This window comes from Pelolinea submarina, from assembly GCF_003966975.1.
Classification (GTDB): domain Bacteria; phylum Chloroflexota; class Anaerolineae; order Anaerolineales; family Anaerolineaceae; genus Pelolinea; species Pelolinea submarina.
In genome coordinates this window covers 826376-852425 of sequence record NZ_AP018437.1, presented here as the reverse complement: position 1 = coordinate 852425, position 26050 = coordinate 826376, and the positions used below count along the sequence as shown (strand labels likewise).

The following is a 26050-nucleotide window of genomic DNA, read 5'->3' as shown; positions in this document are numbered from 1 at the left end:
AAGGATTTGGGATGGCTCTGGACTTAGACCTGCAATCCATGCAGGAAGCGCGTGATTTAGCCGAAGCGGCCTATAAGGCCCAGCTGATCTGGGGTCATGCCACTCAGCAGGAAGTCGACCGCGTGTGCGCCGCCATGGCCGAAGCGGCTTTTCAGGCCTCTGCCCGCTTGGGGCAGATGGCGCATGAAGAGACCGGCTACGGTATTCCTGCGCATAAAAAGCTCAAGAATGAACTGGCTTCCATGGGCGTCTGGAACAGCATCAAGGATGCGCCCACCGTGGGCGTCATCCGCCACGACACCGAACGGCGCATCTACGAGATTGCCTGGCCGATGGGTGTTATTGCCGCCCTGACCCCCAGCACCAACCCGACTTCCACAGCCATGTTCAAGTCCATTTCAGCGGTTAAAGCGCGCAACGCGATCATCATCGCGCCCCACCCTTCCGCTGCCCGCTGCACAACCGAAACCTGCCAGATTATGCAGGAAGCCGCCCAGAAAGCCGGCGCGCCGCATAATCTGGTCAACTGCATGCAAAACATCTCCCTGCCGGGCACCAACGAACTGCTGCGCCATAAATACGTGCGCCTGATCCTGGCCACCGGCGGAACCCCCATGGTACGCGCCGCCCATTCGGTCGGCAAACCGGCCTACGGCGTCGGCCCCGGCAACGTGCCTGTTTACGTGGATCGCAGCGCGGACCTGGAAAAGGCAGCCCGCTACATCGTAGCCAGCAAAGCCTTCGATTGCTCCACCATCTGCGCTTCCGAGCAAGCCGTGGTGGCCGACAAACCAATCGCGCGCCAGCTGGAACAGCTCATGGCAGCCCAGGGCGCGTTTTTTACCGACGCGGAACAAACCGACAAGCTGCGCAAGCTGCTGTTCAAACCGGACGGCAGCATCAACACGCAAACCGTCGGCAAGCCTGCTCAAACCCTAGCCGGTATGGCCGGTTTCAGCATCCCGCAATCGGCCCGCGTGCTGGTGACAAAATTGACCACAACCGGAACGAGCGAACCGCTCTCGCGCGAAAAACTGACCACCGTGCTGGGCTGGTATGAAGAAGATGGCTGGGAAGCCGGCTGTGAGCGCTCCATTGAATTGATCATGTTCGGCGGGCGCGGCCACACGCAAATCATCCACGCCCGCGATGAAAAAGTCATCATGGCCTTTGGACTGGAGAAACCCGTCTTCCGCATCCTGGTCAACACCATGGGCACCCTGGGCGCCGTAGGCCTGACCACCGGACTGATGCCCTCGCTCACGCTGGGCTCCGGCGGCGAAGGCGGCGCCATCACAGGCGATAACATTTCCGTCCATCACCTGTACAACGTCAAACGCCTGGCCTACGAATTGACCCCTCCCCCTGAAGCAGCCTTGCGCGGGCCCTCAACGGCCGCTGCCGGATCCAACCCTTCCGACGCGCAGGATATAGAAGCACTGGTACGTAAAGTTGTTCAAGAAATCATCCAACAAAAATAAATTGCAGTAAATAGAAAGGAATAAAGATATGGCAACAAATCCTGAATTAATCGCTCTTGGCATGGTCGAGACCAAAGGTCTGGTGGGTTCCATCGAAGCCGCCGATGCCATGGTCAAAGCCGCGAACGTGGTTCTGATCGGTTCGGAATACGTAGGCGGTGGTTATGTGACCGTTATGGTGCGCGGTGATGTGGGCGCGGTGAAAGCCGCCACAGACGCCGGCGCAGCCGCGGCCAAACGGGTCGGTGAACTGGTTTCCGTCCACGTCATCCCGAGACCGCACAGCGAAGTCGAAATGATCCTGCCGCAGAAGTCCAAGGGCAGCATCGGCTAAGCCGGACCTAAAGACGCAATACGCTTGAAAGCCGGCAGAATTCTGCCGGCAGGCGTGCGATGATAATGCGAGAGCATTTCGATCTCGGCAGCTACCTGCAGCGCGCCCGCCAAACCATCTTGCCCAGTCTGGAAGAAGCAGCCCCATTGGCTGAACCTCCACAGGGACCGCTGTATGTGGGCGCCGATCTGGGCACTGCTTACTTGGTGCTGGTTGTGCTGGACGCGGACCGGCAGGTTGTGGCGGGTGAATACCAATTCGCCCAGGTGGTCAAGGACGGCCTGGTGGTGGATTACATGGGCGCGGTGGACAAACTGAGCGCCATGAAAAGCCGCCTGGAAGCCCTTTTGGGGCGCGAATTGACCAGCGCCGCCAGCGCATACCCGCCCGGCGTGCCGTTGGCGGAAGTGCGCGCCACCGTCAACGTGGTGGAAGCGGCCGGATTTACCTGCAGCGGGCTGGTGGATGAACCCAGCGCTGCCAACTATCTGCTGGGCGTCGACAATGGCGCCATCGTGGATATCGGCGGCGGCACCACCGGTATCGCCGTCATCGAGAACGGGCAAGTGGTTTACACCGCGGACGAGGCCACCGGCGGAACGCATTTCACCCTGGTGATCGCCGGTGCCAAGGACTTGAGCTTCGAGGAAGCTGAGGAATACAAGAAAGATCCCAGTCGCCAGCGGGAACTCTTCCCCGTTCTGCGCCCGGTCATGGAAAAAGTGGCCAGCATCACCGCCCGGAACCTGGCGGGACGCAAGGTGGAACACATTACCCTGGTAGGCGGCAGCGCCTGCGCACAGGGCATGGATCGCGTGGTGCAGCAGTACACCGGCATCCCCACCTCCATCCCAGCCGATCCGCTGTTCGTTACACCCATCGGCATCGCACTGCAGCAGGCTTATGAAATGAATAGTGAAAGCGAGTAAAAAGTATGGCAAATGAATTCCAACTCCGCTGTTATTGCATGCTTGACCGTATGCAGGCCCAATACGCCGCCTTCATCGGCACGGTGACCCAGGGCGACCTGTCCACCGAGGGTATGGCCTCCCTGTACGTGGAAATGGCCCCCGGCAACGAAGTTTTCCGCGTGGTCGATATCGCCGTCAAAGCTACCGAGGCCAGGCCCGGCGCGCAGATTGTTGAACGCGAGTTCGGCATGTTCGAAGTGCACTCCCACAACCAGGCTGCCGTAATCGAAGCCGGCGAGGTAGTGTTGAACCGTTTGGGGCTCAAAGTCGAAGACCGTATCAAACCGCAAATCGCCTCCACCCAGGTCATCACCAACATAGATCCCTACCAGGCGCAGCTGCTCAACCGCTTCCGCCGCGGCTCCATGATCGTCCCCGGTGAGACTATGCTGGTGCTTGAATGCGCTCCCGCAGCCTACATCAACTATGCCTGCAACGAGGCCGAAAAGAAAGCCAGCATTAATATCGTGCACGTTTCCAGCGTCGGCCGCTTCGGCCGTATGTGGCTGGCCGGTTCGGAAGCCGAGATCATCTCCGCCCGCGACGCGGCCACGCGCGCATTGGAAGGTTTGGAAGGCATACGGGGCTAATCGCACCGTTTAGCAGCAGGTTTGCACATGAACCTGTGAAGGGAAAAACATATGGCAAAAGTCTTTTACACGGAACACGACATTGAAGATATGGTCAACCGCGGCGAACGCAGCCTGGTTGTCAACGAAAATGTGGTGCTGACCGATCTGGCTTACGAAAAAGCGCGCAGGCTGGGTATGCAGCTGGTGGAACCCAACGAGAAACCGCCGGCGGCGCCTGTGCGCCCTTACCTGAGCAAGCCCGCGGTCAGCCAGCCCGCTCCACAGGTTACCCCTGCTTCTTCCAATAGCGGCAGCGGCAATTCAAGTGCGCGCCTGGACGCCATCAAAGCGCGCGTGAAAAGCGCCGTGAAAACCCAATTGGGCAATCAGGTGGACGATGCAACCTTGGAACGCATCATCGATCGCGTCGCGGCCGATCTGGGGTTAAAGTAAGATGCTATTCGGGCGCGTCACAGGCACAGCCATCTGCACCATCAAGTACCCCGGCACCGAGGGCTTGAAGCTGCTGGTGGTACAACCGCTGGACAAGCACCTCAACCCGCTGGGCGGCCTGCAGGTGGCCGCGGACGTGGTTCAGGCCGGTCCGGGCGACTTATGCGTGATGGTACGTTCGCGCGAGGCCGCGTTGGCCATGCCGGAGATCAAGTTCGTACCCATCGACCTGGCTCTGGTGGGCATCGTAGACGAGCTGAATGTCCGCCCCGACGGCGAATTCTCCACCGTCCTGAAAAAAGGCCGCAATCCGTTCACATAGGAATCCATATGATCATTGCCAAAGTAGTCGGAACCGTTGTCACCACCGTCAGCCACGCGGCTTTCAAAAACCGCCGTTTGCTGGTGGTGCAGCCGCTCAGCCTGGAAGAAGAGGACAACAGCGGCGATTTCGTCGCGCTGGATAACAGCCAGGCCGGTATCGGCGATACCGTGCTGGTCATCCGCGAGGGCAGCGGCGCGCGTCAGGTAATGAACAATAAGGACGCCTGCGTTATTTCCGTTATCGTGGGTATCATTGATTCGGTTTATATCGCTGAATAAACAGCTCTTTCTCTGTCAGTTTCAAAGGATCCGCGCAAGCGGATTTTTTGTTTTGTGGGTGTATAATGGCCTTAACAAAGGGTATAGAACGAGAGGGCCCAAAGTTGAGAAAGTATAACGAACCACAGAGCATGCTTCCATGCAGCGATTGCAGCATTGGGATGATGCATAAGACCCAGGTGACTTATTTCACCTGGTTGGCCGACGAGCTTATCACCGTGCCGGATTTTCCGGCGTGGATTTGCGACGTATGCGGCAAGCGTGAATACGACGTGGAAGCGCTCAACCGCCTGGCCCTGCTGCTCAGCCCCCTGCCCCCCAAGATGCAAACCTCAAAACCCAAGAAGGCGCCCGCCAAGAGCGACAGCCCCCAAGCCAGCGCCCAGCCGCCCTCGCCGGAATAGGTTCGGAGCCTTTTTTAAGATAAATTCGCGGGTTTCGAAAGAAACCCGCGTTGACGTTAAAATCAGTGCGTGTTAAAATAGTGTCTCTCATGGGCGCGTAGCTCAATGGTAGAGCAGTGGCCTTTTAAGCCATTGGTTAAGGGTTCGAGCCCCTTCGCGCTCATTTTTGTTGTTTTTATATCAAAAACCGCCTTTAGAGACGGTTTTTATAAACCGTCACCAAGTACATCCCACACCAAGCCAACACCAGTATGCATTGGACGACTAAGATAGTTATCAATCAATGACGACTCCGCTGGGCTACTTAAAGGGTTATTAAGCGCACAAACGGCTTGCCGGAATAACCGATTGGTCAGAGCTTATTGCGAACCTCAATGCTAATTCAGCCTGATCAAACAATTTATCTTCAGTAACCGCATCTTTGGGTACACTTGCAATACCAACGGCAACTTCAGCGCGGAGTCCGCGGAATATTTTATCTATGAGGCGTAAAGCCAGGATTTGTGCACTTGTTTCGGTCGTTTCAGGGAGGATGATACCGATCTTTTCTCCGATGAAAAGAATATCTAAGTCCTTGCGCAAATTGTTAAGGATCACTTCGATAATCTGGCCCTCTAGAGTGGTTAATTTCCTTCCTGAAATGTCCTTATTGTTAGGTAACATTAGTACCATAAGTATAAGTGAGAGATCTCTTTTATAGCGCACACTGCGTAGTACCTCAGATTTTAAACGCTGATGAACATCCTTCCAGCGCAACACTCCAGTGGACTGATCATACTGCACCAGGTTAATCAATAGACTCTGCTCATCCTTGACAATTTCGCGTAGATCGCTCAGATCCTTATGAACATCAGCTAAATAGTTATTTCGACCAATGTCATCTGTTAAGTTATAATTTCCATAGGATTTGTTTGTAATTTCCAAGGCACGTTCAAAATGCTGCATTGCCCCAACCAAATCACCTAGTTGTCGTGAGATACCAACCAAGATATTCAAGTCAGTAGCGACTTCTGGGTGATCCTTACCATAAGCATTGATGTCAATTTCCAGGGCGCGTTCAATACGTTGTTTGGCACCCACCGGATCGCCTATGTCTTGAAGTACTGCTGCTAAATTCTTCAGACAAATAGCAACTATCGGGTGATCTTCACCGTAATTGTTTGTGGTGATTTCTAGGCTATCCTCTAAATAAAATAATGAATCCTTAAATTGTGTGAGTTGGCGAAAAAATATACCCAAATTTCCACACACAATACCTATTTCCGGAAAATCGCCATTATCTGTCCAGAATATAATTTGTTTCATATGCTCAAGATATGGATACATCAATTCTGGCAATTTCGTTGAAAGAGCGTTGTGTGAGAGAACCACAAATACACTAATTATTTTCTTGAGGTCCTTACTTGATCCAATTTGTAATCGAGTATATTCAGTAATCAAAGAATGAATATAAGGAAACGATTGAGATCCTAAAATTAACAAACCAACTTGGTATAATCGATTCAGCGCTTTTTCAATAATTTCTTTATTTCCTTCCTCCTCTAATCCATAAAAAATAGAAGGTGGTATCGGAATATTTGGAGCACAATATCCAGCCGCGACAGCTATTATTTTTGCTGCTTTATCTTCTATCGATTCCCCGAGTAGAGCCCAGCTCATATCAAAAGTGGCAATGATATTTTGCACATGATGAGTGGGGCCAATTTTCTGCTGCCAGTTTGATAGTGCCGTGTGTGAAATTCCTTTTCCTCTTTCATCCAATTCTTTTAGAAATTGTTCAACGGAAAATGTTTTCCGCTCATTTAGATAATTTGCCGCTATATAAAGAGCTAAAGGAAGATAACCTAATCTATCTGAAAGAATATCAACAACTTGATCGTCTACTTTATTTAAGCGAGGCGCGATATTTCGTAGAAATTCTCTACTTTCTACGTTATTTAATACATTAATAGGCAAAGTTCTGATATTCATTTCCGAGGGCCATTGGTCGCGCCTGGATGTAGCCAGAACCATTATCCCTCGCATTCTTGGTATCCATTTTTGAAGTACTTCAGACGATTCAAGATTGTCGAAAATAATTAATCGATTATTATCTGCTTCCCAGGTTCTAATAGTTGAATTTACTTGGTCGGATAATTTCTCTGGCCAAGGAGTAAGCCCCATTCGGTACCCGCAATCAGCAATTTGTGGTTCTACATCCTGATCAGCCTGGATCCAATGAATGCCTTGAAAAAATCGACCGTACCTGAAACAGAATTCAATCGCCAATTGTGTCTTTCCAATTCCCCCTATTCCAGAAGTTAGAAAAATGCTTGAGACTTCCGAATTGTTTTCTTCTTTGGGCCGATAAAGAAAGTGGTTCGCCAACTCCATTAAATCAGATTCTCGCCCTGTAAAATTTGAATTGCGTATAAATTCTAACCTTGAACCCAAGGGAAGATTACCATGATTGGCCAATTTCCCTTTTGGAGGCAATTTATTTTCTTCTATTTTTTGTGCAATTCCATTTTGTGAATAAAAAGGATCGTTATTAATAATGTTTTTTATGTAAAGAGCAGCTGCTTTCGCGGCAAATGGTTTCCACCTATCGTCTTTTGGTGGAACACCATAATCCATTACAGCTTTGATCACGATAAATTTTGAGTCTTGTGAGTATTCCCAAATGGCAGAAGCTAAGCCGTGACTTTCCATCTCAATCGCAACGATTTTCCGATGATGCTGTAATAATTGATTCCATGATTCAGGATCTTCAATGACCTTCTCGCCACATCCAATAACACCCCTAACCATTTTTGGTCTTTTCATACTTCCATCATGAGTTTTGCAATTTGGGATAGTCGTTTTTGGAAGGTTACGAATAAAATCAATCAATCCAGCATCTGCGGAATGCATTTTAGGTTCAGGTTCAAAGCCTTTTTCAGTTTGCTTTCCCCTCTCGTAATAATACACTTCCTCAGCAAGGAGAATATCTCCTTTTTCTACTTTGTTTTCTCGGCCTGCACACACACCAACCAAGAAAATCACTTTTGGATGAAAGTGATGAATTATATTGTTTGCCAATATCGCTGACGAGACATTCGCCATATCCAGTGATTGCGCAACAACTAAAGAATAATTATTTCCTAATTTTGTTTGTATATTCTTCTGCCAATAAATTCTATTTTCGATTAGAACCTTATCTTTATGGCAAAATTTAAACGCCTTCAGAACAGCTTCATGTTCATCATCAACTGCTGTCATTATAGCAAAATCGAAATTATCTTGATGATTCAATATTAAATTCTCCTTTTTCTAAGAAGACAGTTGATCATCCCCTTGTATATCATTATATTTATAGCTATTTAAATGGCAAATTAAATAAAAAAGTTCCCCTCGACACCCTACAATTCGCTTTGGACAGGTGGTCAGGCAACCCATTTTTTATGAAACCACCTTCAAAGGTGGTTTTTGTATTTTCGTTATCTTTCAATCAATCTGTTGCCGGACACACCCCCACCAGACCAGCGCCGGTGTGCACCGATAAGCCCGGGTTGATATCCACCAGGGGCAGCTCGGCCAGGCAGACCAGGCTGTCACGCAGAAGTTTCTCAAATACTTCGGCGCTTTTTGCATCGTTGACGTAGAAGACGCAAACCTTTCGGATAACATGCTCCCCAATGTCTGCTTATTCCAGATCAATCACGCACTACTCGAATTCCAACGTTTTGTTAATTGTCATATCTATTCTATTTTTTTTCGCTAAATAAATACAAATGGGTCCTTGTAGGATATAACACACTGGGACCATTTCTATGAATAGATTTAAATCGATGTCAGCAATACTTTTTCTTTGAATGGGAATTTTTATATTACTGCCATTTTATTTATAAATAAAGAATTGGCTATTCTTTTCTTGTTGTTATCCTTAATACAGACATTTTTTTGATAATTAAAAAGCAATGTGCATAAATATCACATTGCTTCTCTCTATAAGAATTAACTTGTACAAAGCTTGATCACTATAAACGATATAACACAGAAGCTTTTAATTAGCTTGTATGCATCTCAATCGCCTGTTGAAGCTCCCTGTGCGTCCAGCTGTATTCCTTCAAGTCGATACCCTTCTCGACTGCCTCCCAACCCTGGCGCAGGCTGGCAGCGCCGCCACGCGGGCCCTGGGGGTGCCCAAAAACTGCCCGGCCGGGTACGATGCCAAAATCGACCGATCCCAACGTCTCGTAAAGCGGTTGCAGCGAACCCGCCCATTGGCTGCCCGCCGGTACCGGCAGCGTTGGCTTCAGGCTGCCCATCGGCTGCAGGCAGGCTTTGGCGTTAGCCAGCACGTCTTCCTTGCTGGTTTTCAGCCGGTGATCGAAACCCGGGTAAATCAGCACGTCAAAACCGGCCATACGCTGGATCTTGGTGAATACCTGGTCCTTGACGCCAAACCAGGGCAATTGGATGAAGGGGCCCATCAAATCGAAGTGCGATACGATCGGAACCTGCGCATGCTTGCGCAGCATGCGCACCGCGCTGAAGCCGGTTGTCATGCCGTTGACCATGACCGCGTTCGCGCCATTCTTGACGGCGATATCGTGCAGTTCTAATAAGCGGTCAACTTCGTCGGTGATATTGCATAGATAAATCTTCTTCTCACCGGTCAATTCCTCGGCGCGCTTGCGCAGCGCTCCCAGACGCCTGGAGCGTTCCTCAACCGAAGACCAGTCCACATCGCCCAGTTGTTCATCGTCCTTGGCAATATCCAGCCCGCCCGACCAGGCCTCAAAACCAAGCTGCGCAAAAGGCTCAGGCGGCAGGCCCACGTTCGGCTTGATCACGCCAAATAACAACGGCCTGTCGTAAACGCCCAGCATATCCCGCAAGCCCGCCACCCCAAACTGCGGCCCCTGAAAATCCGCCAGGAAGCTTTCCGGGAAATCGATATCCACCAGCCGTATGGCGCAGATATTCGGCGCGTGAAACACACCCTCGCCGCATACCACGGTTAAAAGGTTCGGGATCTTGGTCCCGAAGTTATGGTAGGGGTACCAAATCGTTACGTTGACTCTGGCAACCCGCTCCGCGGTACTTCCCATGGTTGAGACCAGGTACGGGCTGCTCGGCCGAGCCTGGTCGTCCAGAACGGTCAATTCAACCACCTTGGCGCCAAATTCAGGCCGAAAATCCTCATCCACCCCCACGCGGCTCCATTGCGCCGTGGACATCTCCTGGCACAGATGAGCGGCCGCCTCACGCGGTTCAATCAACGTCTCCAGGTAATATTCCAGAACAATATATTTCTGCCGATCGAGGCTGACCCGGTCTGCGTAAAATGCATCAATATCCGCTTTTTTCATCAATCAATACCATTAAATATCTGTATATTTTTTTATTCAGTTGATAACTTCTTTAATCGTTTAACAGGCGCTTTTTATCCAGCGCATTGATCAGGTCCACCTTGGGCTGTGATCGGCTGCCGGGCACAAATTCGCTTGCCAGCCATATATCCAGCATCTTTTTGGCCGCGCTGGGGCCAATCACTAAAGCGCCAAAAGCAGCTATCTGCGCGTCGTTGCTGGCACGCGCCCGTTCTGCGGAATAGGGATCATGAATTACGGCAGCCCGTACACCGGCTATTTTGTTAGCCGTGATTGCCATTCCAATCCCCGTCCCGCAAACCAGAATGCCGCGCGAGAATTCTCCCGCAGCAACACGCTCCGCCAACTTCACGGCAATCTCGGGATAATTCACGGGCTTATCGTCATTCACACCAATATCGGTGACCGGATAGCCCAATTCAATTAAATAATCACGCAGGGTGTTTTTGAGCGGCAACCCTAAATTATCCGCGCCCATGATGATTGCGTTTTTATGTTCAGTCATACAACCTCCAAAGTATTGTGGTTTCTGGTTTGAGATGTTCGGAAAATCTATGGATAAATCAAAGGCCGTTGGCCTTTGATTTATCCTTTTTCTGTTATTTCTTTGTTGAGGGGATGTAAGTACCGTGTAATTCGTCGATTTCAGCCTGGGACAAGATTCGGAATTCTTTGCCCAGCAGCAGTGAGTTGTAATAAATATTGGCGCCCGTTTCGAAATTGTACGCATTTTGGAAGGCGTCTTTCACGCCCGAACCAACGACAATCGCACCGTGGTTTTCCAGCAAAGCGGCTTTTTTCTCGGGATGATCGTGAAAGTAATTGGCTACTTTATCCGCGAACTTGAGCGACCCGGGTAATGAGTACGGAATTGTCTGAATAGGCGCTCCCAGGTTGATCATTTCGATACTCAGCGGAGGAATAACCGACCCAAACAAAGACAGCGTTATGGCAAAAACGGAATGGGTATGGATCACCGCTTTCGCATCTTCTCTCGCTTTGTATGTGTTGATATGAAGCATCTTCTCAACGGACGGCTTCAGTTTTCCTTCCACTGCGTTCCCTTCCATGTCGAGAATGACAATCTGGGAATACTCCATTTCGTCATAGGGTATCGACGAGGGCGTGATCGCTACGTTGCCGTCATCCGTTCGCATGGAGACATTACCGGATGAGATCCGGATTAATCCGGCTTTAACAAGCTTCTGCGCTGTTGCGAAAATTTCTTTTTGATATTCTGTGTATTTCATTTTTTTACGCAGGAATCATTGAGATGACTTTTTCCCAGGCGGCCAGTGTCTTATTCATGGTGGTTTCATCATGCTGCATGCATGTGTACATTCGTTTGCAATCTCCCAACAGCAGCACGCCTTCGTTCATCAGGGCGATGTAAATGTCTTCCGCCGCTTTTGAACGCAGTTTCTGTTCGTCGTCGCTGACATTGCGGCTGTCCTTTACGAGGAATGTACCGGATGGGCAGGCAGTCTCGACGTGGACAATGGAGCGAATGTTATACGCAAAGAACGGTAAATCTCCGCGCGTCGCAAAAAGCTCGTTGAGTTTGGCAGTTAACAAATCGCCGTAGTCTGAAGCTTTGTCAATTGCGTGGTATTTTTCAATGCATTTCAACGAGTGGTATCCGGCAGTGGTGGATATCGGGTTCGCCGATAGCGTTCCACCTGTGTAAGCGGACTTGCCATTTAATCCGCCGGGATGGCAAAGCGACATGATTTCGCGTCTTCCGCCCACAGCGCCGCAGGAAGGATAACCGTGCGTGATGATTTTACCCATCACAGTGATGTCGGGCATCGTGTTGTAATACTCCTGCCCGCCGCCCATGCCCAGCCTGAACCCGGTTACAACCTCATCGAAAATCAGCATTGCGCCGTTATCGTTGCAAATCTTTCTCAGCGTTTTATTCCAATCAGGGTGATTGGGGAATGTTCCCGCGTGACCACCGGTCGGTTCGGCCAACACTGCCGCAATATCGCCCTTATTTTCGTTAAAAATTCTCTGCAAGCCATCGAAATCATTCGGCATAACCTCAATGGTGTGCATGTAGCATTCTTTGGGAATACCGCTGGTATGGCCATTGCCTGTTCCGGGCCGGTCAGGTGAAAGAAGCATCTGGTCGGACCAACCATGGTACGAACCCATAATCTTGATAATCTTCGTCTTACCGGTAAACGTTCTGGCTAATCGGATCGCCAGTAAGTCGGATTCAGTTCCCGAAGCTAAAAAGCGCACCATTTCCACGCTGGGTACATGCTTGGCAATTTCTTCAGCGCAGAGGATTTCACTTTCGCACGTCAATCCTGTGGAAGGTCCGTAATTTTCCAAAAAGGAAATCACTTTATCGTCGACTTCTTTAACCTTGTGGCCCAAGATGATCGGTCCGCCGCCCATTAGATAATCAACGTATTCATTGCCGTCAACATCCCAAATACTGGCGTTTTTGGCGGTTTTCATCGTCAAAGGATATGGATTCAATAAACCCAGATTGTGTTCCAATCCCGCAGGGATGACTTTCTTGGCGCGCTCATATGACGCAATCGAACCTTTGCATTTTTGCGCGTATTCTTTCTTAACATCTGCGACGACTGATTCCGGAATGGATTTGGTAGCTGTTGCTAGAATTTTCTTCTTTCGATCGATGATTTCCTGGTAGTCCATTTATTCTCCTCTAAAAAACATAGTTATCACTATTCAAAACTTAATTTAAGGAGCATTAATCCATCTTGCGGTTAAACAAGTTCTTGTAGATAGAAGAATGTCCTGTGCAAATGGTTGAAATGCAGCTCTCAACCGAAGCTATTCAAAACCGGCCGACAACCGGTCAATTACTTTTGCTTAGCCTCGTAATCCGCGATAATTTTCAAAGCGGTTTTACGAATTTCTTCAATTGTTTCCGCCTCACCGAAACCGCTTAAAAGCGGGTGGCCGTTTATCACCGGCACGGTTATCTTTTCCACATCGGGAATTGGGGACGAGGTGATAATTAAATCAACCGGCGCGGTATCGAGTGTTGAATGAACCTGCGTTGGCCTGATCTCATCGATACGGCAGCGAATACCTTCCTCTTCCAACACTTCCTCAACCCGCATCGCCAGCATGGTTGAAGTAACCGTTCCGGCTCCACATACTCCTAAAACTCGAATCACTTTTCTTGATATTGCTTTCATAGTTCTATATGGTTACCTTTCTTCCATTTTGTTGAATTTTTCGCCAAGTAGTGAAACTACTTCTTGTTTTGTCTTCGCATTTTTTAAACCTGGTAAAGTTTCATCTTTAAATAGATCCATCATTTTTCTCAAGTAAAAAACCTGCTTTTTGGGATCCAAAATCGTAAGAAGAAACACAATTTCCACATTCAGAACATTCTCGGGGTTTCCCATATCATGGAACTCAACCGGATGTTTCAGGGTGGCCACTGCCATGGCTGTTTGTTTTACATATTCAGCTTCCACATGACAGAGGGCAACCGGAATTTTGGTGGGTAAGCCCGTGGGGTATTGTTTCTCGCGTGCCAGTACCGCTTCCGCGAATCCATTTTCCACGTATCCGCATTTGTCCAACTTGCCGGAAAGATTCCGGATAACTTCTTCTTGACTGCCTACTTCAATATCAACTTCTACTAATTGCTCGTTTATGATCAAATCAATCATGAATAATTCCTTATAATTCAAGCTTCTAATGAGGGCATTCCAGAGACAGGCAACGCCCTCATTATTTGTACTACCGTTAATTTGCGGAATATATACTAATCAGATTCAACATCCAATTCGGCCTGTTTCTCAAGCCAATCGGTGACCTTGACCTTGTTCTTCTTGTACCACAGGGTCATTACGACATAGATTACGAACAGAACCGCAACAGCCAACCAACCGCTGTTCATCGTGAACATGGTGAACCCACCCCAGAAGGGTTTATTCATGATGATAAAGCTGGTCACTAACGATCCTGGTGTAGCGTTTGCCGCAACCGAATTGTATACCTGCGAGAAAATCGGGGAAGTTGCGGTCGCGATCAAAAGGCCGCCCGCGAACCATACAGCGGCGGAGATGATCGATTTGAAGATATTGCCATTTGAAAAAGCGATGAAAGATTGAATTGCGAAGGGAATTGCAACGAGGTCAACCAAAGGCAAAACCCTGTTTCCGGGTAACACTGCGGCGATCAGCAGCATGATCGGGATCAATACAATACCGGTAATCAGAGTGGCGGATTCGCCGTAACCGGAGGCATCATCGACACCGACGTAAATTTCTTCACGGCCCTTGTCCACCGCGAATTTACGTGAAGCCGCCGACAGGTGTGTGAAGGCTTGCGCGAAAATCGCAGCCACGCGGGGGAAGATAGCCATAACTGCGGCAGTGCCCATGGCAACTGTTGCAATCTGGCCCCAGGCAGCCAATGTACCCAGGTCTTTAATGTTGCCCAATACGCCGAGCATGAAACCCAGAATGAAGCCAAGCGCGATAGGATCACCCATGAAGCCGAGTTTTTCACGCAGGTCGTCCGGTTTCCAATGGATCTTATATGCGCCGCACTTGTTCAACAACCAGTTACTGAAGATTGCAAAGGGAACGGGATCAACATTGTGCAGTTGAACGATGGTGCAGTTGGGATACTGGTAGTATTTTGACCAGCGTTTGGCAAGTACTTCGTAGAAGGTCGTTGCCCACAGGTTCAAAACCAACATTAAAGCGATGGACAGGAACATGTCATTGGTAACAAAATAAATGAGAGAACCCCACAAAGCGTAACTGTAGAGGTCCCACAACCCTGAGGGTTGGAAAACGTTCGTCCATCCGGTGATGAAAAGGATTAATTGGAAGACTAAACCGAGTGCCAAATAAATCATACCGGCTTTGGTTGAGTAAGCAACGATTGCGGTAACCTGCCAACCCATATCAACGATTGGCAAATTAATTCCAGCTTCTTTAACCATATTTTCAACTACTGGAGTTACCACAGGCAGATACGCGCCTACCAAGAACGAATAACCGGTTAAACCAATCCCAGCATACAATGCAGTCTGAACTGCTTTATTTGCCTTGATCCCGAAGGCTAACGAGATAAAGAACAATATGATGGGAATGACAATAATTGAACCAAAGGTATTTACAACCTGGCTCAAGCCCTGCAATATTAAATCTAGTGCTGATGTCATATTTTCCTCTCCAATATTTATTTTTTCTTTCTACCTAATTTTCTAACAATAAGTTTATCGAGAAACACCTCCTTTTAAGTAGTAGGAATTTGTTCAAATAAAATAACTGGGTATTCTTCTAATTGAAATATAAAGTGCAGCAACTATCTTTTTGTTGTGATGATTGTAAATATATCATTAATTTTGGTAATATGTCAACCTTTTATGTTATATATTGTTGTATTTATCATTATTAAGTGCGATTATAGGGAATTTAACTGAGGAAAATACCTTATAATTATCAAAATAAAGGGATTTTTCTAATGGGCAGAGCTATTGATGTAAAGGAAAGACAAACAAATATTGCTGATTATATTCTCGCCAACGGCTTTGTTACCGTCGATGAATTGATAGAAAAATTTAATATCAGCCGTATGACCGTTCATCGCGATTTGGATTACCTGGAACGTGCGCAATTAATCCAGAAAGTCAGAAACGGAGCATCTGCTCAGCCATCCAACATCTTCGAGAGTGATTTCGCATATCGCGAGAGAGTAAATATTCACCAAAAAGAAGAAATCTGTAAATTAGCGACTACTTTCCTGCATGATGGGATGTCGATATTTCTTGACGATTCAACGACAGTAATTCCTTTAATTCCACACCTGCGCAAGTTTAAATCGCTTACTGTTGTCACTTCATGTTTGCCCGCAATAATAGAAATCACACAAATTCCGGAGGTCAACCTGATCGTTTTAGGGGGCATCTATAAGCATAAATATCGTTCAAGCTACGGGTATTTCAGTGTCAGCGCGATCAACAAGATCCACGCCGACATGACCATACTTTCCCCCCATTCATACAAAACCGGTTCCATTTTTGAGTACGAACAGGATGTAATTTCAGCCAAAAGGGCTATGCTTGAAAACTCAGAAAAAAGCATGGTCCTAATGGATAACTCTAAATTCAAGCAAACCACGCTCTATCTCTTGGCAAAAATCAGCGAATTTGATCATGTCATCATCGATAGCGATGTCCCGGAAAATGTTATTAAAGATTTAGAAAACCAGTCAAAAGATCTGCAAATCGCCAAAGCTTAATTAGCAGACCAATCTTTAAGTTAAATAAAACAGATCGTCGCTTGAAGAGACTGAAAGCCCAGCGATGACCTGTTTACGTTTTAAATTATCAGTGTTTATTTACCTCGATTACTTTCTCATGCGCACGTCAAAAGCGTTCGTTATTTCCATTTAATTAACACGCAGAGGATATATTTAGAAGTATTGAGGTTACTTGTCGACCACCAGGCAAATACCCACCAAACCGGCGCCGGTATGCACGGACAGGCCCGGATTGATATCCACCATGGGAATGAATGCAGGGCAATCCAGACGTTCTCGCAGCAGCTTCTCAAAGGCCTGAGCGCCGGCGATATTGTTGACATGCAGGATAGATACCTTTTCAATCAGATGACCATCCACATCCGCCTCGGCCAGTTCGATCATGCGCTGCCAGGACTTACTGCTTGTGCGTACTTTCTCCAGCATAGCCAATTTCCCATTTTGGACGGAAAGGATGGGTTTGATTGCCAGCATCCCCGCCATTCCGGCGGCGATATGGCTTACCCGCCCGCTCATGGAAAGGTATTTTAGTGTGGATAAAGCGCCATACAGGTACGTGCGCTCACGGACTTTCTCGGCCGCTTGAATAACCGCTTCAACCGAAGCGCCATTCTCTGCGGCCTCAGCCGCTGCCAGCACCATATACCCCTGTGCCATGGAAAGGGTGTTGGAATCAATGACGCGTATATCCAATTCGTTCAGTTCTTCCGCAGCGGTTTGCGCGGATTTAATGGTTGCGCTCATTTCGCCGCTGATGGCAAAATAGACCAATGTGTCCGGTTTTTCTTCCCTAAACACTTTTTCAAAATAATCAACGAATATCGCGGGATTGGGTGCCGCCGTGGTCGGTAATTTTCCAACCGCGTCAATCTTCCTAAATAAAGCGGCATTGTTAATAGTATGGTCCGTTCCGGAAAGCTCATCATCCAGATGGATTGAAATAGGCACCTGCAATATATGATATGCTGCGGCCATTTCTTCAGGCAAACTTGAATCGGTGTCTGTAATCACGCAAATTTTAGGCATAAATTTCCTTTATGCCAGTTTATCATTTTATTTACGTTTTCTTGAGGGAAAATCTAATTAATTACAAAACTGCAATCTGCATTCAATATTGATAAAAAGAATATTATGGTTCTTTTCCGAATTGCGTAATCAGCTCGTCAATGCCTTTGTATAAATTCGCGGGGATATTTTCCCGCTGAGCCTTAAGTAGGGTTAATGCATCCTGCTTACCCGGTAAACTGAGGCCCGCGCCAAACACAGTGGTCGCCAGAGCGCCCAGGGCGCTGGCCAGCACCGCGGAAGCCTCCAGGCTCAACCCATGTGTCCATCCAAATAACAGCCCGGCGCTGAAGGAATCACCCGCGCCGGTGGTGTCCACCACCTCGACGGAAAAAGCCGGGCAAAAAACGCTGCCCTGCACATCCGCCACCAACGATCCGCCCTCGCCTAACTTGACTGCCGCCAGGCGCACACCCAGCGACAGCAGCTTGGCAATAGCATCCTCCGGGCTGGTAACAGCGTAAAGTTCTTTCATTTCCTTGGGGCCGGTCACGCAAATATCCGTCATCTCGATCAGACGGCACAGTTCCGCGCGGGTCAGCAAAGCCGGCTCCAGGCCGGTGTCGAGGCTGACGGCCACACCCTTCGATTTTGCCAATTCCACCGCGCGCCAGACCGCGGCCTGTTGGGGATCTTCCAGCAAGGAATAGCCGGATATATGCAGGATGGAAGCTTGCTCAAATATTTTCTCAGGGATATCCTCCGGGGCAAGATGGGTATTGGCGCCGCGGAAAGAGAACATAGTTCGTTCGCCATCCGGCGTGACCGCCAAGAATATCAGCCCGCTGGCTAATTCGGGACGTATACGGATATAACCTGGGTTGACTCCAGTTTGGCGCAGCAGATCCAGCGCCTGCGTCCCCCACAGGTCCTGTCCAACACAGCTCAGCATAGCCGCCGGCTGACCCAAGCGGTCCAGCACAATGGCTGTATTCAACACCGCGCCGCCCAAACCGACATTCACCGACCGCGCATACGCGTCGTGCCCGGCGCCAGGCAATTTATCCACCGGCCAAACGGTATCGATGTTAATATCGCCCAGCATAAGCACTTCCCCGCTGCGCATCTTGTTTAAGCCTGTGCTTTCTCGGCCGCGTGAACCGCATCCACAAATGCGCGGATACGGGTTAGATCCTTCTCCACATTGCTGCTTTCCCGGTTTGTGGAAGTATTGCTATCCACAGCCCAAGGCTTGATTTCGCGCATAGCCGCGCCCACATTTTGCGGTGTCAGGCCGCCCGCCATAATAACCGGGATTCCGGCCGTTTCGACTATGCGGCGGCTGACGCTCCAATCATGTGTCAAGCCGGTAGCACCCACGCCCGGAAAATCAGCGTGCTTGGTATCCAGCAACAGCACATCACTTACCGCGGCGTATGCTTTAGCCACGGCAATGCTGCCCTCGTTTTCCACCGGAATAGCCTTCATCAAGCGCGCCTGCCCCGCCAACCGCTCATGCAATTCACGCATCATTTCCACATTCACCAGATCCACATCCGAAGATATATGCACGATATTCGGCTGCACGGCATCCACCATACGCATAATCTCATCCACATCCTCAGCCATAGTCAACGCAACTGCTGTTGCCTGCGGCGGCAGCGCGGTGACAATTTCACGCGCCTCATTGAAGGTCAATTCAGCCGGCACAACGTCATATTTTCCGGCTACGAAGCCCACGTGATTCACACCCATCTCAACCGCTTTCACCGCAGTCTTCGTATCAGTGAAAGCATAAATCTGAATTAGCATTGATAATATTTCCTTTCATGAAAGCACACTTATTAAAATAAACCTGTTTATATCAAACAGTAAGGGACTAATTATATAAAAATATAGCCAAATACACATGAATCTTAAGGATTCATTAAATACAATTTATTATAAAATTATCTGTTATTATTCTTGTATTATGGAGGATGTGTAAACTTTTTATAGCCGACCATTTAACATTATAATTCAACACAATCAAAATATAAATGTTGTAAAAGGCAAACTCGTTGAAAAGCGGGGACGCAAAGCAATGGACCTAAATCTATTCAATTATTAGACAGGGCCGCCAAGCTGCCGGCATCAGACCGGACTTTTTACAAATCCGGTTTTTTCTTTTAATGGTGGAGTGGAAATTGAAGGCAGAGAATTTCAATCAGAGATTCAGTAGAGAAAAACCCATCAGTGTTCTAGTTGGTACATTATGCGCACAAGTTATTTTTGCCTTCATAATTTCAAAATTAAATATTCCAGATAATGTATTAACCCATTTTATGTACTTGCCAATATTCACGGCGGCTCTCGTTTTTGATTACCGTATTGGTATTTTAAGCGGAATTATTGCGGAACTCCTCATCGATGTGTTCAACCCCTCCCCCTTTGGGTTGACAGAGACACATCAAATTCAGGCCAGCCTTTTACGCGCAATCTACTTCAGCAGCGCGGGGTTGGTTATTGGTTTATTAAAAAACATTATTGCCCCAAAAACCAACCACGAAGCCGAATCCACACCTATTTCCAAAAATTATTCACTCTCTTCCTGGGAAGATTTTTGTGAACAGGTGATGAATGACCTGAACTCCAACCAGATTATGAAATTTCGGTTTATCCTGATTGAAGTTAGCAATCAAAATGACTTGCTGGCATCTTTTGGTATGGACAGTATCAAAAAATTGAATGATGAAATCATCCTGACTGTTCGCCGCAACTTCAAGAATTATCAATTATTGCAAATCCGTTTAAACACCTTCGGGCTGGTTTTATTCGAAATCCGCCAGGATATCAAAAAGTTATCTACTCTCCTTGAAGAACCTATTATTATCAATGGCATCCCTCTTTATTGTGAAATCTCTATGGGAGAAGCTTCCTATCCCGAAGGGGGCCAGTCAACCGAAGAAATACTAAAAAACGGCTTTCTGGCACTGAATGAAGCCAAGAAACACCAAAAACCTTACCAGCAATACCACTCCGGGCTTTCAAATGCTGAAATCCCGGTATTGCTGGGGCAATTCCAGAATGCTATCCGTAACAACGAAGTCGATTTTCATTACCAGCCAATCGTTCATGCGAATGGTGAGGTATGTTCGCTGGAGGCCTTGGTGCGCTGGAATCACCCTGTGAAAGGGCTGATTCCACCCGATCACTTCATCACCGATCTTGAATTCACGCGCATTGCCAATATCCTGACATATTATTCGCTTGAAACTAACATCGGGCGTATGGAAAAAATCTATCGAACAGGATTCAATTTAGACATTGCCATAAATATTTCCATCACCAATCTATTCCAGGTGGATTTTGCCGACCGTGTAATCGATTTGATCCACAAACATCATTTTCCTGCCCATCATTTGGAACTTGAAATTACAGAAAGAGGATTTCTGGCAAATGATCTTCAGTGCATAAAAAACCTGCAAACCTTAATACGTGAAGGGGTTAAGATTTCGATTGACGATTTTGGCGTTGGTTTCACCAGTATCAGTAACTTCCAAAACAAGGATATCAGTGCAATCAAAATCGATAAATCCTTTGTGGACGATATTCATATCAATAAAAACAACCAAACCATTATCGAAGGCATCATTGCTATCGCCAAATCCTCACATATCGCCGTAATAGCCGAAGGCATCGAAAAGAAACTGGAAAAAGAGAAACTTCTGGAGTTGGGTGTGGACTGCCTGCAAGGGTATTACATTTCCAAGCCGCTTGACTTTAAAACGATCTTAAAGTGGTTATCAAAACAAAGCAGCACTTATCCGCAAACCAAAAAGTGAATACGCCAGGTTGGGAATATTGGTAATATTCCAGTCGGATTATTTAATCTTTCTGCTGCACAGATGAGTCTATAAACTGCAGCGCATAATAATCACTATTAATTGTTACCTGGTCAAAATCACCCTTCAGACTATTCTGCGCATCCGATAACGGCAGCAGGATAATCCCAACGTCCGCAGACAGCTTGTCAATTTTCTCGGGCAGATAACGCCCTACTTCCCACTGGCTGAGCGGATGGCGGATGAAAATCGTCCAAGCCGCATCGTCCAACTCATCACGGCTCAGTTCCGCCGGCAGCAGGATTTCATAGCTTAATGGCTCACCGGCATCACTGTTTTTCTCCAGCATGGCGTCCAAAGCGATTTTACCCATTTGTTGGGCGCTTTGTTCTGATGCCATCAGCTGCATGTACGCCGGCTGTCCAACCAGGTAATACACCACCAGTCCGGCCAGGGTAAACTTCAGAAATCCCTGCTTTCCGAACCAAAGCAGTAAATTGCTCCCGGTATACAATACCGCTAATAAAAGGAAGAAATACGGTCCTAAAAGCTTGATGTAATACCCGTCAATGGATATAAGCGGGTGGATAAAATCGCTGTTGACCGGCAGCAGGCTGCCCTTTATCACCAGCAGATAACTTATCACAATCAGCAAAAATGGAAATAGTTCAAAGCGCAACAGAAAATCAGCCAGATTCCGATACTTGCCTTTTAGAAAGCTTCCCCTGGCAAGAAAAGCGGTCAGGATAAATACAGGAACAAAATAGATAACATAGCGCCCCATCAAGCGTTTGGGCAGCTCCAGGTTATAATCCGCGCGCCATGAGTGGCGCACAATAGCCAACCCAAAGGCCAGCACTAGAATCATTACCGTCAGGATCCAGCGGTTTTTTTCGTCTGCCAAATCTTTCAAGCGGAATGAACCCAATGCAATACCAAGCAGATTCAGGACCGGTGCGGCTAACAGGATAAAGTATGCCCCATAAAAGGCGACCCATTTAACTAGATTTACTAAGGTAAGTTGGGCTGGGTTGGTATTGGCCGCAATGCCAAATCCAAGCATTTGAGAAATCGGCAGGTTATTCTCCAGGCCGATGTTCACCCAGGGCAGGAATGTAATGCCTGCCAGGAAAAGCACCAGCAAAGCGTAAAGAACCTTTTGTCCGCTAATCCGAAAAACAGCGTGCTGCCCATTGAATGGTTTTAGCCACCAGACCAGCATCAGAAAGGGTATCAACGCCAGGCTGATATAGCGTGTCAGGTAAAGCAGCCCCAGCACAAAACCCGTCAAACAGTCCCAGGGGAAACGAAAATGTATGTCCTCCGGTTGGGTGAAAACCAGATAGACGGCCAACAGCAGCAGCGGGAAATACAAATTCTCGCTTAAAAGGCGAATGGGGAGCAGAAACTGGAAGGGGATCAGGCTGGTGACGATGATGACCGCCAGGCTGGTTTTCCGCTCAAAGAACCGCCGCGCCAGAAAATAAACCGGGAACACCAGACTGGAAGCCGCCAGAGCGTTTATCAGCTTGATAGATTCATAAGCGTAATCTCGAACGGAATACACCGCCATTAAAGACAAAGGATAGAGCGGCGGGTAATGGGTGGTAAACGTCGTGGCTGAATGTAGAAATATGCCTTCGTTGAAGTACTGCAGCATGTAGAGATATTTCGTTTCTCCCACATCCTTTAGCATGCCGTAACCATTCGGTAAAACGAATATGAATTTCAATAATAAACCGGCCGCGAAAACAGCCAGGACAATACTCATCTCAGAGATCTGCAAAGCCGGTACATCCGCCTGCGGTTTTTCCGAAAAATGGACACAATACCAGGTGAAAACAAAAAAGAAGGTCTGCAAGCACACCAATAACAACCAGAATATAACCGGCCGCAAGTTCCGGTAAATCGCCAGATAATCCCCAAAGAAAGCATCCGACTGAATCAGTAAATAACTGAGGGCAATGGATGCGAAAAGGCTGAGGCTCATCATCAACCACAAGCAGTTCTGGCTGGCCAGCGCCTTTTCCATGTAAATATGCTTTGCTGGTTTCGAACGGAAAGCCTGTATGGTCAGGAAGATAAAGATGACGCACACCAGCAGCAGCACCGCCAATATGCCCAACCGTTCCGTTGAATATTGCATCCAAACCTGTTCCTGGGGGCTGGAAACCTGCAGCAGGTTATAGATAAACAAACTGATCGTTTCAAGCGTGGTTAGAACAAAATAAACAATTATCCACATATTCTTTCACTATTATGTAAAGTTTTCATTCAGAGCTTAATCAGACTAATCTTATCATTGCCTTAATGATAAGTGAAATTTCCACACAGTATTTTCAATAAAAAAAAACCGCCGGTTTAAACCAAAAAGTGCCGGATGGGTAATCCCGGCACTTTTTATGTCAATCTTTCAGAGTCCGGTTATTTTCCCGGCTCCGTACCCGCGATCAGATCATAGACTTTTTGTTCAAGCTCTTTCTGAACTGCTTCGGAATATTTTCGCTTATGGTCATTGAAGAAATCGTAAATGTCGCGGATGTTCATAATCCGGGTTTTTGGTTTGCAATGAGTTTTATACATCACCACCAGTTTCGGATTGGAAAATATTGTTACCGGCAGGACAGACTGCCCGATGGCATTACCCAATTTCTTGCTGGCGCGTTCAAATTCGGGTCCGGGGTCTTTAAAAGCTTTGCGTTCCGGATTCTCAGCGATGGGTTGGGTGGTAAAGACACCGCCCGGCCCCACCAGGACCTGGGGAATGACAAAATCGGTATCGGGCGGCTTAACTTCTGTGAAATAAGCCCATTCATCGCTCAGGTCATATAAGCGCGCGTAAATTGCCTTGGTAAAATCCCCTTTGCGCGGCGGGTCAAAAGGCTCGCCCTTAACAATTGTTGTTACTTTGTAATAAGTGGTTTTCCGTAAGGGAATCTTTAATATTAATCCCATAAAGATATATAACAGAATGCCTGTACCGCCTACTGCAAGCGAGTAGGTTTGCACATCGCGATATCGTATCGGCCAGCGGGCTTCGATCATTTCATTGAAGAAAAAGGCGGAAAAAAAGCCAGCCACACCTACAATCAAAATTCCTACACCAATCAGCAGAACAATAAATGGTAAGGTCTTGCGCTTCTCTGGAGGGACAATATATTTTGGTTTTTGAATCTCATTGCGGATAAAACGCATTATTTTTTGCTCCTGGTATTTTCCCGATAATTATAATCATAGATAATAGCAATAAATTCAATTGGGGATAATTACGGGGAATAATAAGCAAGGATGAGCCGCATAACGGCTCATCCTTTTTTACATTTCGTTATTATGCTGCAACGGCAGCTTTGGTATTCTTCAAGTAGCGCAGGCGGAAGACAATCGTAATGACGGTGACAATCGCACAGAAAGCGATCAAACCAGGCATGCCGATTTTGCCATAATTCTCGCCTAATAAACCAGCCACCAACATTTCAGGGCAGAGGTGGTTGAACCAAGAGGTAACTCCGGTTCCTTCGGCAACTGTAACGCCACCGGTCGCCACGGCAACCATGGTGGACCACTTGGCCACACCGAGCATAGCAGCGATGGTGCCATAGACACCCATCAGGGTGGTGGTGATCAGCGTGCGGATCAGGTCGAATTTGTTAGGAGCAACCACGAAGACCCAGAAGAACAGCAGGGAGGGCAGGTCAGCCAGAGGATGGTTGACCGAACCGGGGATGACGAAGGCCATGACCAACAGGATCGGGACCATTAAAACGGTGGTCGCCAGAACGGTGGTGTTGCCAACCGCGATAGCGGGATCTACACCGATGTAAATCTGCTTGCCACTGGCGGAATTCTTCATAAATCCAGCAGCTGCCTCGGAAACGGGCACCAGCGCCTGCATAACGATGCCGGACATCATGGGGATGAGGACCAGAGAGGTCGCCAGGGCGATCATCAGCATAACGATATCTACCCAGAAGTAACCCGCACCAATACCCATGAGCAAACCGATAACACCGCCCAAGACGGCCGGTTCGCCAATCACGCCAAATTTTTCCTGAATGTAATCAGGAGTAATTTTCGCTTCCAAACCAGTCTTGTCAAGCAATTTGCCAAGATAGTGGCCGAAAGCGCCCCAGACTACATTCGTGCCTTGGTAGAAGGATAAGCCCTCAAAACCCAGATCCGAGCAGTAACCACGCTGGGCATTGAAATCGGACATCATCAGGTTAAACCACGCCAAGAAGGTTGCGAAAACCAAGCCGGCGATGATATTGTTGGTCAAGCCATAGACGATCAAGCAGGCAATGATGGCTTCCCAGAAGTCCCAGATGTTCAAGTTCAGGGTGTCGGTCATGCTGGTGAAGATCATTACCAGGTTGACACCCAAGCTGAGCAAAACAACCACGTATGCCCACGGTGAACTCCATGCAAATGAAGCGAAAGCAGCCCAACCAATGTCGGTGTATGTGAACACGCCACCGAAGCGGGTCGCCAAAGCTTCAGCTGCCGGGGCCACTGCGCCGAGGAAGTAATCAACTACGATGTAGACACCGTTGAAGCCTACGGCGATCATCAGACCATTGCGTACGGCCTTCATAAAACCCAAGCGCACAACTAATCCAATCACGGTGAACACGATGAAGATCATAAAAAGCGGACCCGCGTTCATGACAGGATCGAGAATAGCATTTACAAATCCTAAATCCATTGTTTCTCTCCTATTATTTGATTTAACTCCTGATAAAACATTTCGTACCGATAAAAGCTCCGATTACCCTC

Annotated in this window: 24 protein-coding genes, 1 tRNA gene and 1 riboswitch; of the genes, 11 read left to right on the top strand and 14 right to left on the bottom strand. The window is 47.9% G+C overall.

Going from position 1 to position 26050, the window contains the following annotated elements; translation table 11 throughout:
- The first annotated feature begins 11 nt into the window (after positions 1-11).
- From Pelsub_RS03905 to Pelsub_RS03865, 9 genes are all read left to right on the top strand, one after another.
- A complete protein-coding gene (locus tag Pelsub_RS03905) occupies positions 12-1481 on the top strand; it encodes an aldehyde dehydrogenase family protein (RefSeq protein WP_116225835.1) in 1470 nt (489 codons plus the stop codon).
- Positions 1482-1509: 28 nt separating this feature from the next.
- Positions 1510-1815 carry a BMC domain-containing protein gene (locus Pelsub_RS03900; RefSeq protein WP_116225836.1) on the top strand — a complete coding sequence of 102 codons (306 nt, stop codon included), beginning with the start codon at positions 1510-1512 and terminating at the stop codon, positions 1813-1815.
- A gap of 65 nt (positions 1816-1880) precedes the next feature.
- A complete protein-coding gene (gene eutJ, locus Pelsub_RS03895; RefSeq protein ID WP_116225837.1) occupies positions 1881-2744 on the top strand; it encodes an ethanolamine utilization protein EutJ in 864 nt (287 codons plus the stop codon).
- A 5-nt stretch (positions 2745-2749) separates the two neighbouring features.
- Positions 2750-3376 carry a hypothetical protein gene (locus Pelsub_RS03890; protein ID WP_116225838.1) on the top strand — a complete coding sequence of 209 codons (627 nt, stop codon included), beginning with the start codon at positions 2750-2752 and terminating at the stop codon, positions 3374-3376.
- A gap of 51 nt (positions 3377-3427) precedes the next feature.
- Positions 3428-3811, top strand: a complete 384-nt coding sequence (locus tag Pelsub_RS03885; RefSeq protein WP_116225839.1) for a hypothetical protein — start codon at positions 3428-3430, stop codon at positions 3809-3811.
- Between the two features lies 1 nt (position 3812).
- Positions 3813-4133 carry a EutN/CcmL family microcompartment protein gene (locus Pelsub_RS03880; RefSeq protein ID WP_116225840.1) on the top strand — a complete coding sequence of 107 codons (321 nt, stop codon included), beginning with the start codon at positions 3813-3815 and terminating at the stop codon, positions 4131-4133.
- Between the two features lie 8 nt (positions 4134-4141).
- Positions 4142-4414, top strand: coding sequence for a EutN/CcmL family microcompartment protein (locus Pelsub_RS15630; protein WP_158674968.1), 273 nt, complete (start codon positions 4142-4144; stop codon positions 4412-4414).
- Between the two features lie 65 nt (positions 4415-4479).
- Entirely contained in the window at positions 4480-4818 is a 339-nt protein-coding gene (locus tag Pelsub_RS03870) for a YgiT-type zinc finger protein (RefSeq protein WP_116225842.1), read from the top strand.
- Between the two features lie 91 nt (positions 4819-4909).
- A tRNA-Lys gene (locus Pelsub_RS03865) sits at positions 4910-4981 on the top strand.
- Positions 4982-5133: 152 nt separating this feature from the next.
- Here Pelsub_RS03865 and Pelsub_RS03860 read toward each other — a convergent pair.
- From Pelsub_RS03860 to Pelsub_RS03820, 8 genes are all read right to left on the bottom strand, one after another.
- A complete protein-coding gene (locus Pelsub_RS03860) occupies positions 5134-8091 on the bottom strand; it encodes a tetratricopeptide repeat protein (RefSeq protein WP_116225843.1) in 2958 nt (985 codons plus the stop codon).
- 755 nt (positions 8092-8846) lie between these two features.
- Entirely contained in the window at positions 8847-10154 is a 1308-nt protein-coding gene (locus tag Pelsub_RS03850; RefSeq protein WP_116225844.1) for a RuBisCO large subunit C-terminal-like domain-containing protein, read from the bottom strand.
- Positions 10155-10206: 52 nt separating this feature from the next.
- Positions 10207-10680: an RpiB/LacA/LacB family sugar-phosphate isomerase gene (locus Pelsub_RS03845; protein WP_174233247.1), complete on the bottom strand. Its 474-nt coding sequence runs from the start codon at positions 10678-10680 to the stop codon at positions 10207-10209.
- Positions 10681-10774: 94 nt separating this feature from the next.
- Complete coding sequence (locus tag Pelsub_RS03840; protein WP_116225845.1) at positions 10775-11425, bottom strand: class II aldolase/adducin family protein; 651 nt, start codon at positions 11423-11425, stop codon at positions 10775-10777.
- Between the two features lie 4 nt (positions 11426-11429).
- Positions 11430-12848, bottom strand: coding sequence for an aspartate aminotransferase family protein (locus Pelsub_RS03835; protein ID WP_116225846.1), 1419 nt, complete (start codon positions 12846-12848; stop codon positions 11430-11432).
- Positions 12849-13015: 167 nt separating this feature from the next.
- The gene (locus Pelsub_RS03830; protein ID WP_116225847.1) at positions 13016-13357 is read right to left on the bottom strand and encodes a PTS sugar transporter subunit IIB; all 342 of its coding nucleotides are present in this window, start codon (positions 13355-13357) and stop codon (positions 13016-13018) included.
- 12 nt (positions 13358-13369) lie between these two features.
- A complete protein-coding gene (locus tag Pelsub_RS03825; RefSeq protein ID WP_116225848.1) occupies positions 13370-13840 on the bottom strand; it encodes a PTS sugar transporter subunit IIA in 471 nt (156 codons plus the stop codon).
- 95 nt (positions 13841-13935) lie between these two features.
- On the bottom strand, positions 13936-15348 hold the full coding sequence (locus Pelsub_RS03820; protein ID WP_116225849.1) for a PTS galactitol transporter subunit IIC: 1413 nt from the start codon (positions 15346-15348) through the stop codon (positions 13936-13938).
- 302 nt (positions 15349-15650) lie between these two features.
- On the opposite strand from Pelsub_RS03820, the gene Pelsub_RS03815 reads away from it, so the two are divergent.
- Positions 15651-16427: a DeoR/GlpR family DNA-binding transcription regulator gene (locus Pelsub_RS03815; protein WP_116225850.1), complete on the top strand. Its 777-nt coding sequence runs from the start codon at positions 15651-15653 to the stop codon at positions 16425-16427.
- Between the two features lie 189 nt (positions 16428-16616).
- Here Pelsub_RS03815 and Pelsub_RS03810 read toward each other — a convergent pair whose 3' ends face one another.
- From Pelsub_RS03810 to Pelsub_RS03800, 3 genes are all read right to left on the bottom strand, one after another.
- Positions 16617-17474, bottom strand: a complete 858-nt coding sequence (locus tag Pelsub_RS03810; RefSeq protein WP_116225851.1) for a DegV family protein — start codon at positions 17472-17474, stop codon at positions 16617-16619.
- A gap of 103 nt (positions 17475-17577) precedes the next feature.
- Positions 17578-18558, bottom strand: coding sequence for a carbohydrate kinase family protein (locus Pelsub_RS03805; protein WP_158674966.1), 981 nt, complete (start codon positions 18556-18558; stop codon positions 17578-17580).
- A gap of 26 nt (positions 18559-18584) precedes the next feature.
- Positions 18585-19265, bottom strand: a complete 681-nt coding sequence (locus Pelsub_RS03800) for a phosphoribosylanthranilate isomerase (protein ID WP_116225853.1) — start codon at positions 19263-19265, stop codon at positions 18585-18587.
- Positions 19266-19493: 228 nt separating this feature from the next.
- A riboswitch (cyclic di-GMP riboswitch) is annotated at positions 19494-19585 on the top strand.
- A 192-nt stretch (positions 19586-19777) separates the two neighbouring features.
- Here Pelsub_RS03800 and Pelsub_RS03795 point away from each other — a divergent pair.
- Complete coding sequence (locus tag Pelsub_RS03795) at positions 19778-21277, top strand: GGDEF domain-containing phosphodiesterase (protein ID WP_158674965.1); 1500 nt, start codon at positions 19778-19780, stop codon at positions 21275-21277.
- Positions 21278-21320: 43 nt separating this feature from the next.
- Here Pelsub_RS03795 and Pelsub_RS03790 read toward each other — a convergent pair whose 3' ends face one another.
- The 3 genes from Pelsub_RS03790 to Pelsub_RS03780 all read right to left on the bottom strand — a co-directional run bounded on the left by Pelsub_RS03790 (position 21321) and on the right by Pelsub_RS03780 (position 25979).
- Positions 21321-23522 carry a glycosyltransferase family 39 protein gene (locus Pelsub_RS03790; RefSeq protein WP_116225854.1) on the bottom strand — a complete coding sequence of 734 codons (2202 nt, stop codon included), beginning with the start codon at positions 23520-23522 and terminating at the stop codon, positions 21321-21323.
- 179 nt (positions 23523-23701) lie between these two features.
- Entirely contained in the window at positions 23702-24472 is a 771-nt protein-coding gene (locus tag Pelsub_RS03785) for a hypothetical protein (protein ID WP_116225855.1), read from the bottom strand.
- Between the two features lie 133 nt (positions 24473-24605).
- Complete coding sequence (locus tag Pelsub_RS03780; protein WP_116225856.1) at positions 24606-25979, bottom strand: PTS transporter subunit IIC; 1374 nt, start codon at positions 25977-25979, stop codon at positions 24606-24608.
- Positions 25980-26050: the final 71 nt, after the last annotated feature.

Coding starts and splice junctions, on each gene's coding strand:
- Pelsub_RS03785 (WP_116225855.1), bottom strand. CDS start 24,472: ATGCGTTTTATCCGCAATGAGATTCAAAAACCAAAATATATTGTCCCT.
- Pelsub_RS03825 (WP_116225848.1), bottom strand. CDS start 13,840: ATGATTGATTTGATCATAAACGAGCAATTAGTAGAAGTTGATATTGAA.
- Pelsub_RS03805 (WP_158674966.1), bottom strand. CDS start 18,558: ATGCTGGGCGATATTAACATCGATACCGTTTGGCCGGTGGATAAATTG.
- eutJ (WP_116225837.1), top strand. CDS start 1,881: ATGCGAGAGCATTTCGATCTCGGCAGCTACCTGCAGCGCGCCCGCCAA.
- Pelsub_RS03790 (WP_116225854.1), bottom strand. CDS start 23,522: ATGTGGATAATTGTTTATTTTGTTCTAACCACGCTTGAAACGATCAGT.
- Pelsub_RS03845 (WP_174233247.1), bottom strand. CDS start 10,680: ATGACTGAACATAAAAACGCAATCATCATGGGCGCGGATAATTTAGGG.
- Pelsub_RS03795 (WP_158674965.1), top strand. CDS start 19,778: ATGTACTTGCCAATATTCACGGCGGCTCTCGTTTTTGATTACCGTATT.
- Pelsub_RS03905 (WP_116225835.1), top strand. CDS start 12: ATGGCTCTGGACTTAGACCTGCAATCCATGCAGGAAGCGCGTGATTTA.
- Pelsub_RS15630 (WP_158674968.1), top strand. CDS start 4,142: ATGATCATTGCCAAAGTAGTCGGAACCGTTGTCACCACCGTCAGCCAC.
- Pelsub_RS03900 (WP_116225836.1), top strand. CDS start 1,510: ATGGCAACAAATCCTGAATTAATCGCTCTTGGCATGGTCGAGACCAAA.
- Pelsub_RS03890 (WP_116225838.1), top strand. CDS start 2,750: ATGGCAAATGAATTCCAACTCCGCTGTTATTGCATGCTTGACCGTATG.
- Pelsub_RS03885 (WP_116225839.1), top strand. CDS start 3,428: ATGGCAAAAGTCTTTTACACGGAACACGACATTGAAGATATGGTCAAC.
- Pelsub_RS03850 (WP_116225844.1), bottom strand. CDS start 10,154: ATGAAAAAAGCGGATATTGATGCATTTTACGCAGACCGGGTCAGCCTC.
- Pelsub_RS03840 (WP_116225845.1), bottom strand. CDS start 11,425: ATGAAATACACAGAATATCAAAAAGAAATTTTCGCAACAGCGCAGAAG.
- Pelsub_RS03800 (WP_116225853.1), bottom strand. CDS start 19,265: ATGCTAATTCAGATTTATGCTTTCACTGATACGAAGACTGCGGTGAAA.
- Pelsub_RS03815 (WP_116225850.1), top strand. CDS start 15,651: ATGGGCAGAGCTATTGATGTAAAGGAAAGACAAACAAATATTGCTGAT.
- Pelsub_RS03870 (WP_116225842.1), top strand. CDS start 4,480: ATGGCCTTAACAAAGGGTATAGAACGAGAGGGCCCAAAGTTGAGAAAG.
- Pelsub_RS03880 (WP_116225840.1), top strand. CDS start 3,813: ATGCTATTCGGGCGCGTCACAGGCACAGCCATCTGCACCATCAAGTAC.
- Pelsub_RS03830 (WP_116225847.1), bottom strand. CDS start 13,357: ATGAAAGCAATATCAAGAAAAGTGATTCGAGTTTTAGGAGTATGTGGA.
- Pelsub_RS03780 (WP_116225856.1), bottom strand. CDS start 25,979: ATGGATTTAGGATTTGTAAATGCTATTCTCGATCCTGTCATGAACGCG.
- Pelsub_RS03820 (WP_116225849.1), bottom strand. CDS start 15,348: ATGACATCAGCACTAGATTTAATATTGCAGGGCTTGAGCCAGGTTGTA.
- Pelsub_RS03810 (WP_116225851.1), bottom strand. CDS start 17,474: ATGCCTAAAATTTGCGTGATTACAGACACCGATTCAAGTTTGCCTGAA.
- Pelsub_RS03835 (WP_116225846.1), bottom strand. CDS start 12,848: ATGGACTACCAGGAAATCATCGATCGAAAGAAGAAAATTCTAGCAACA.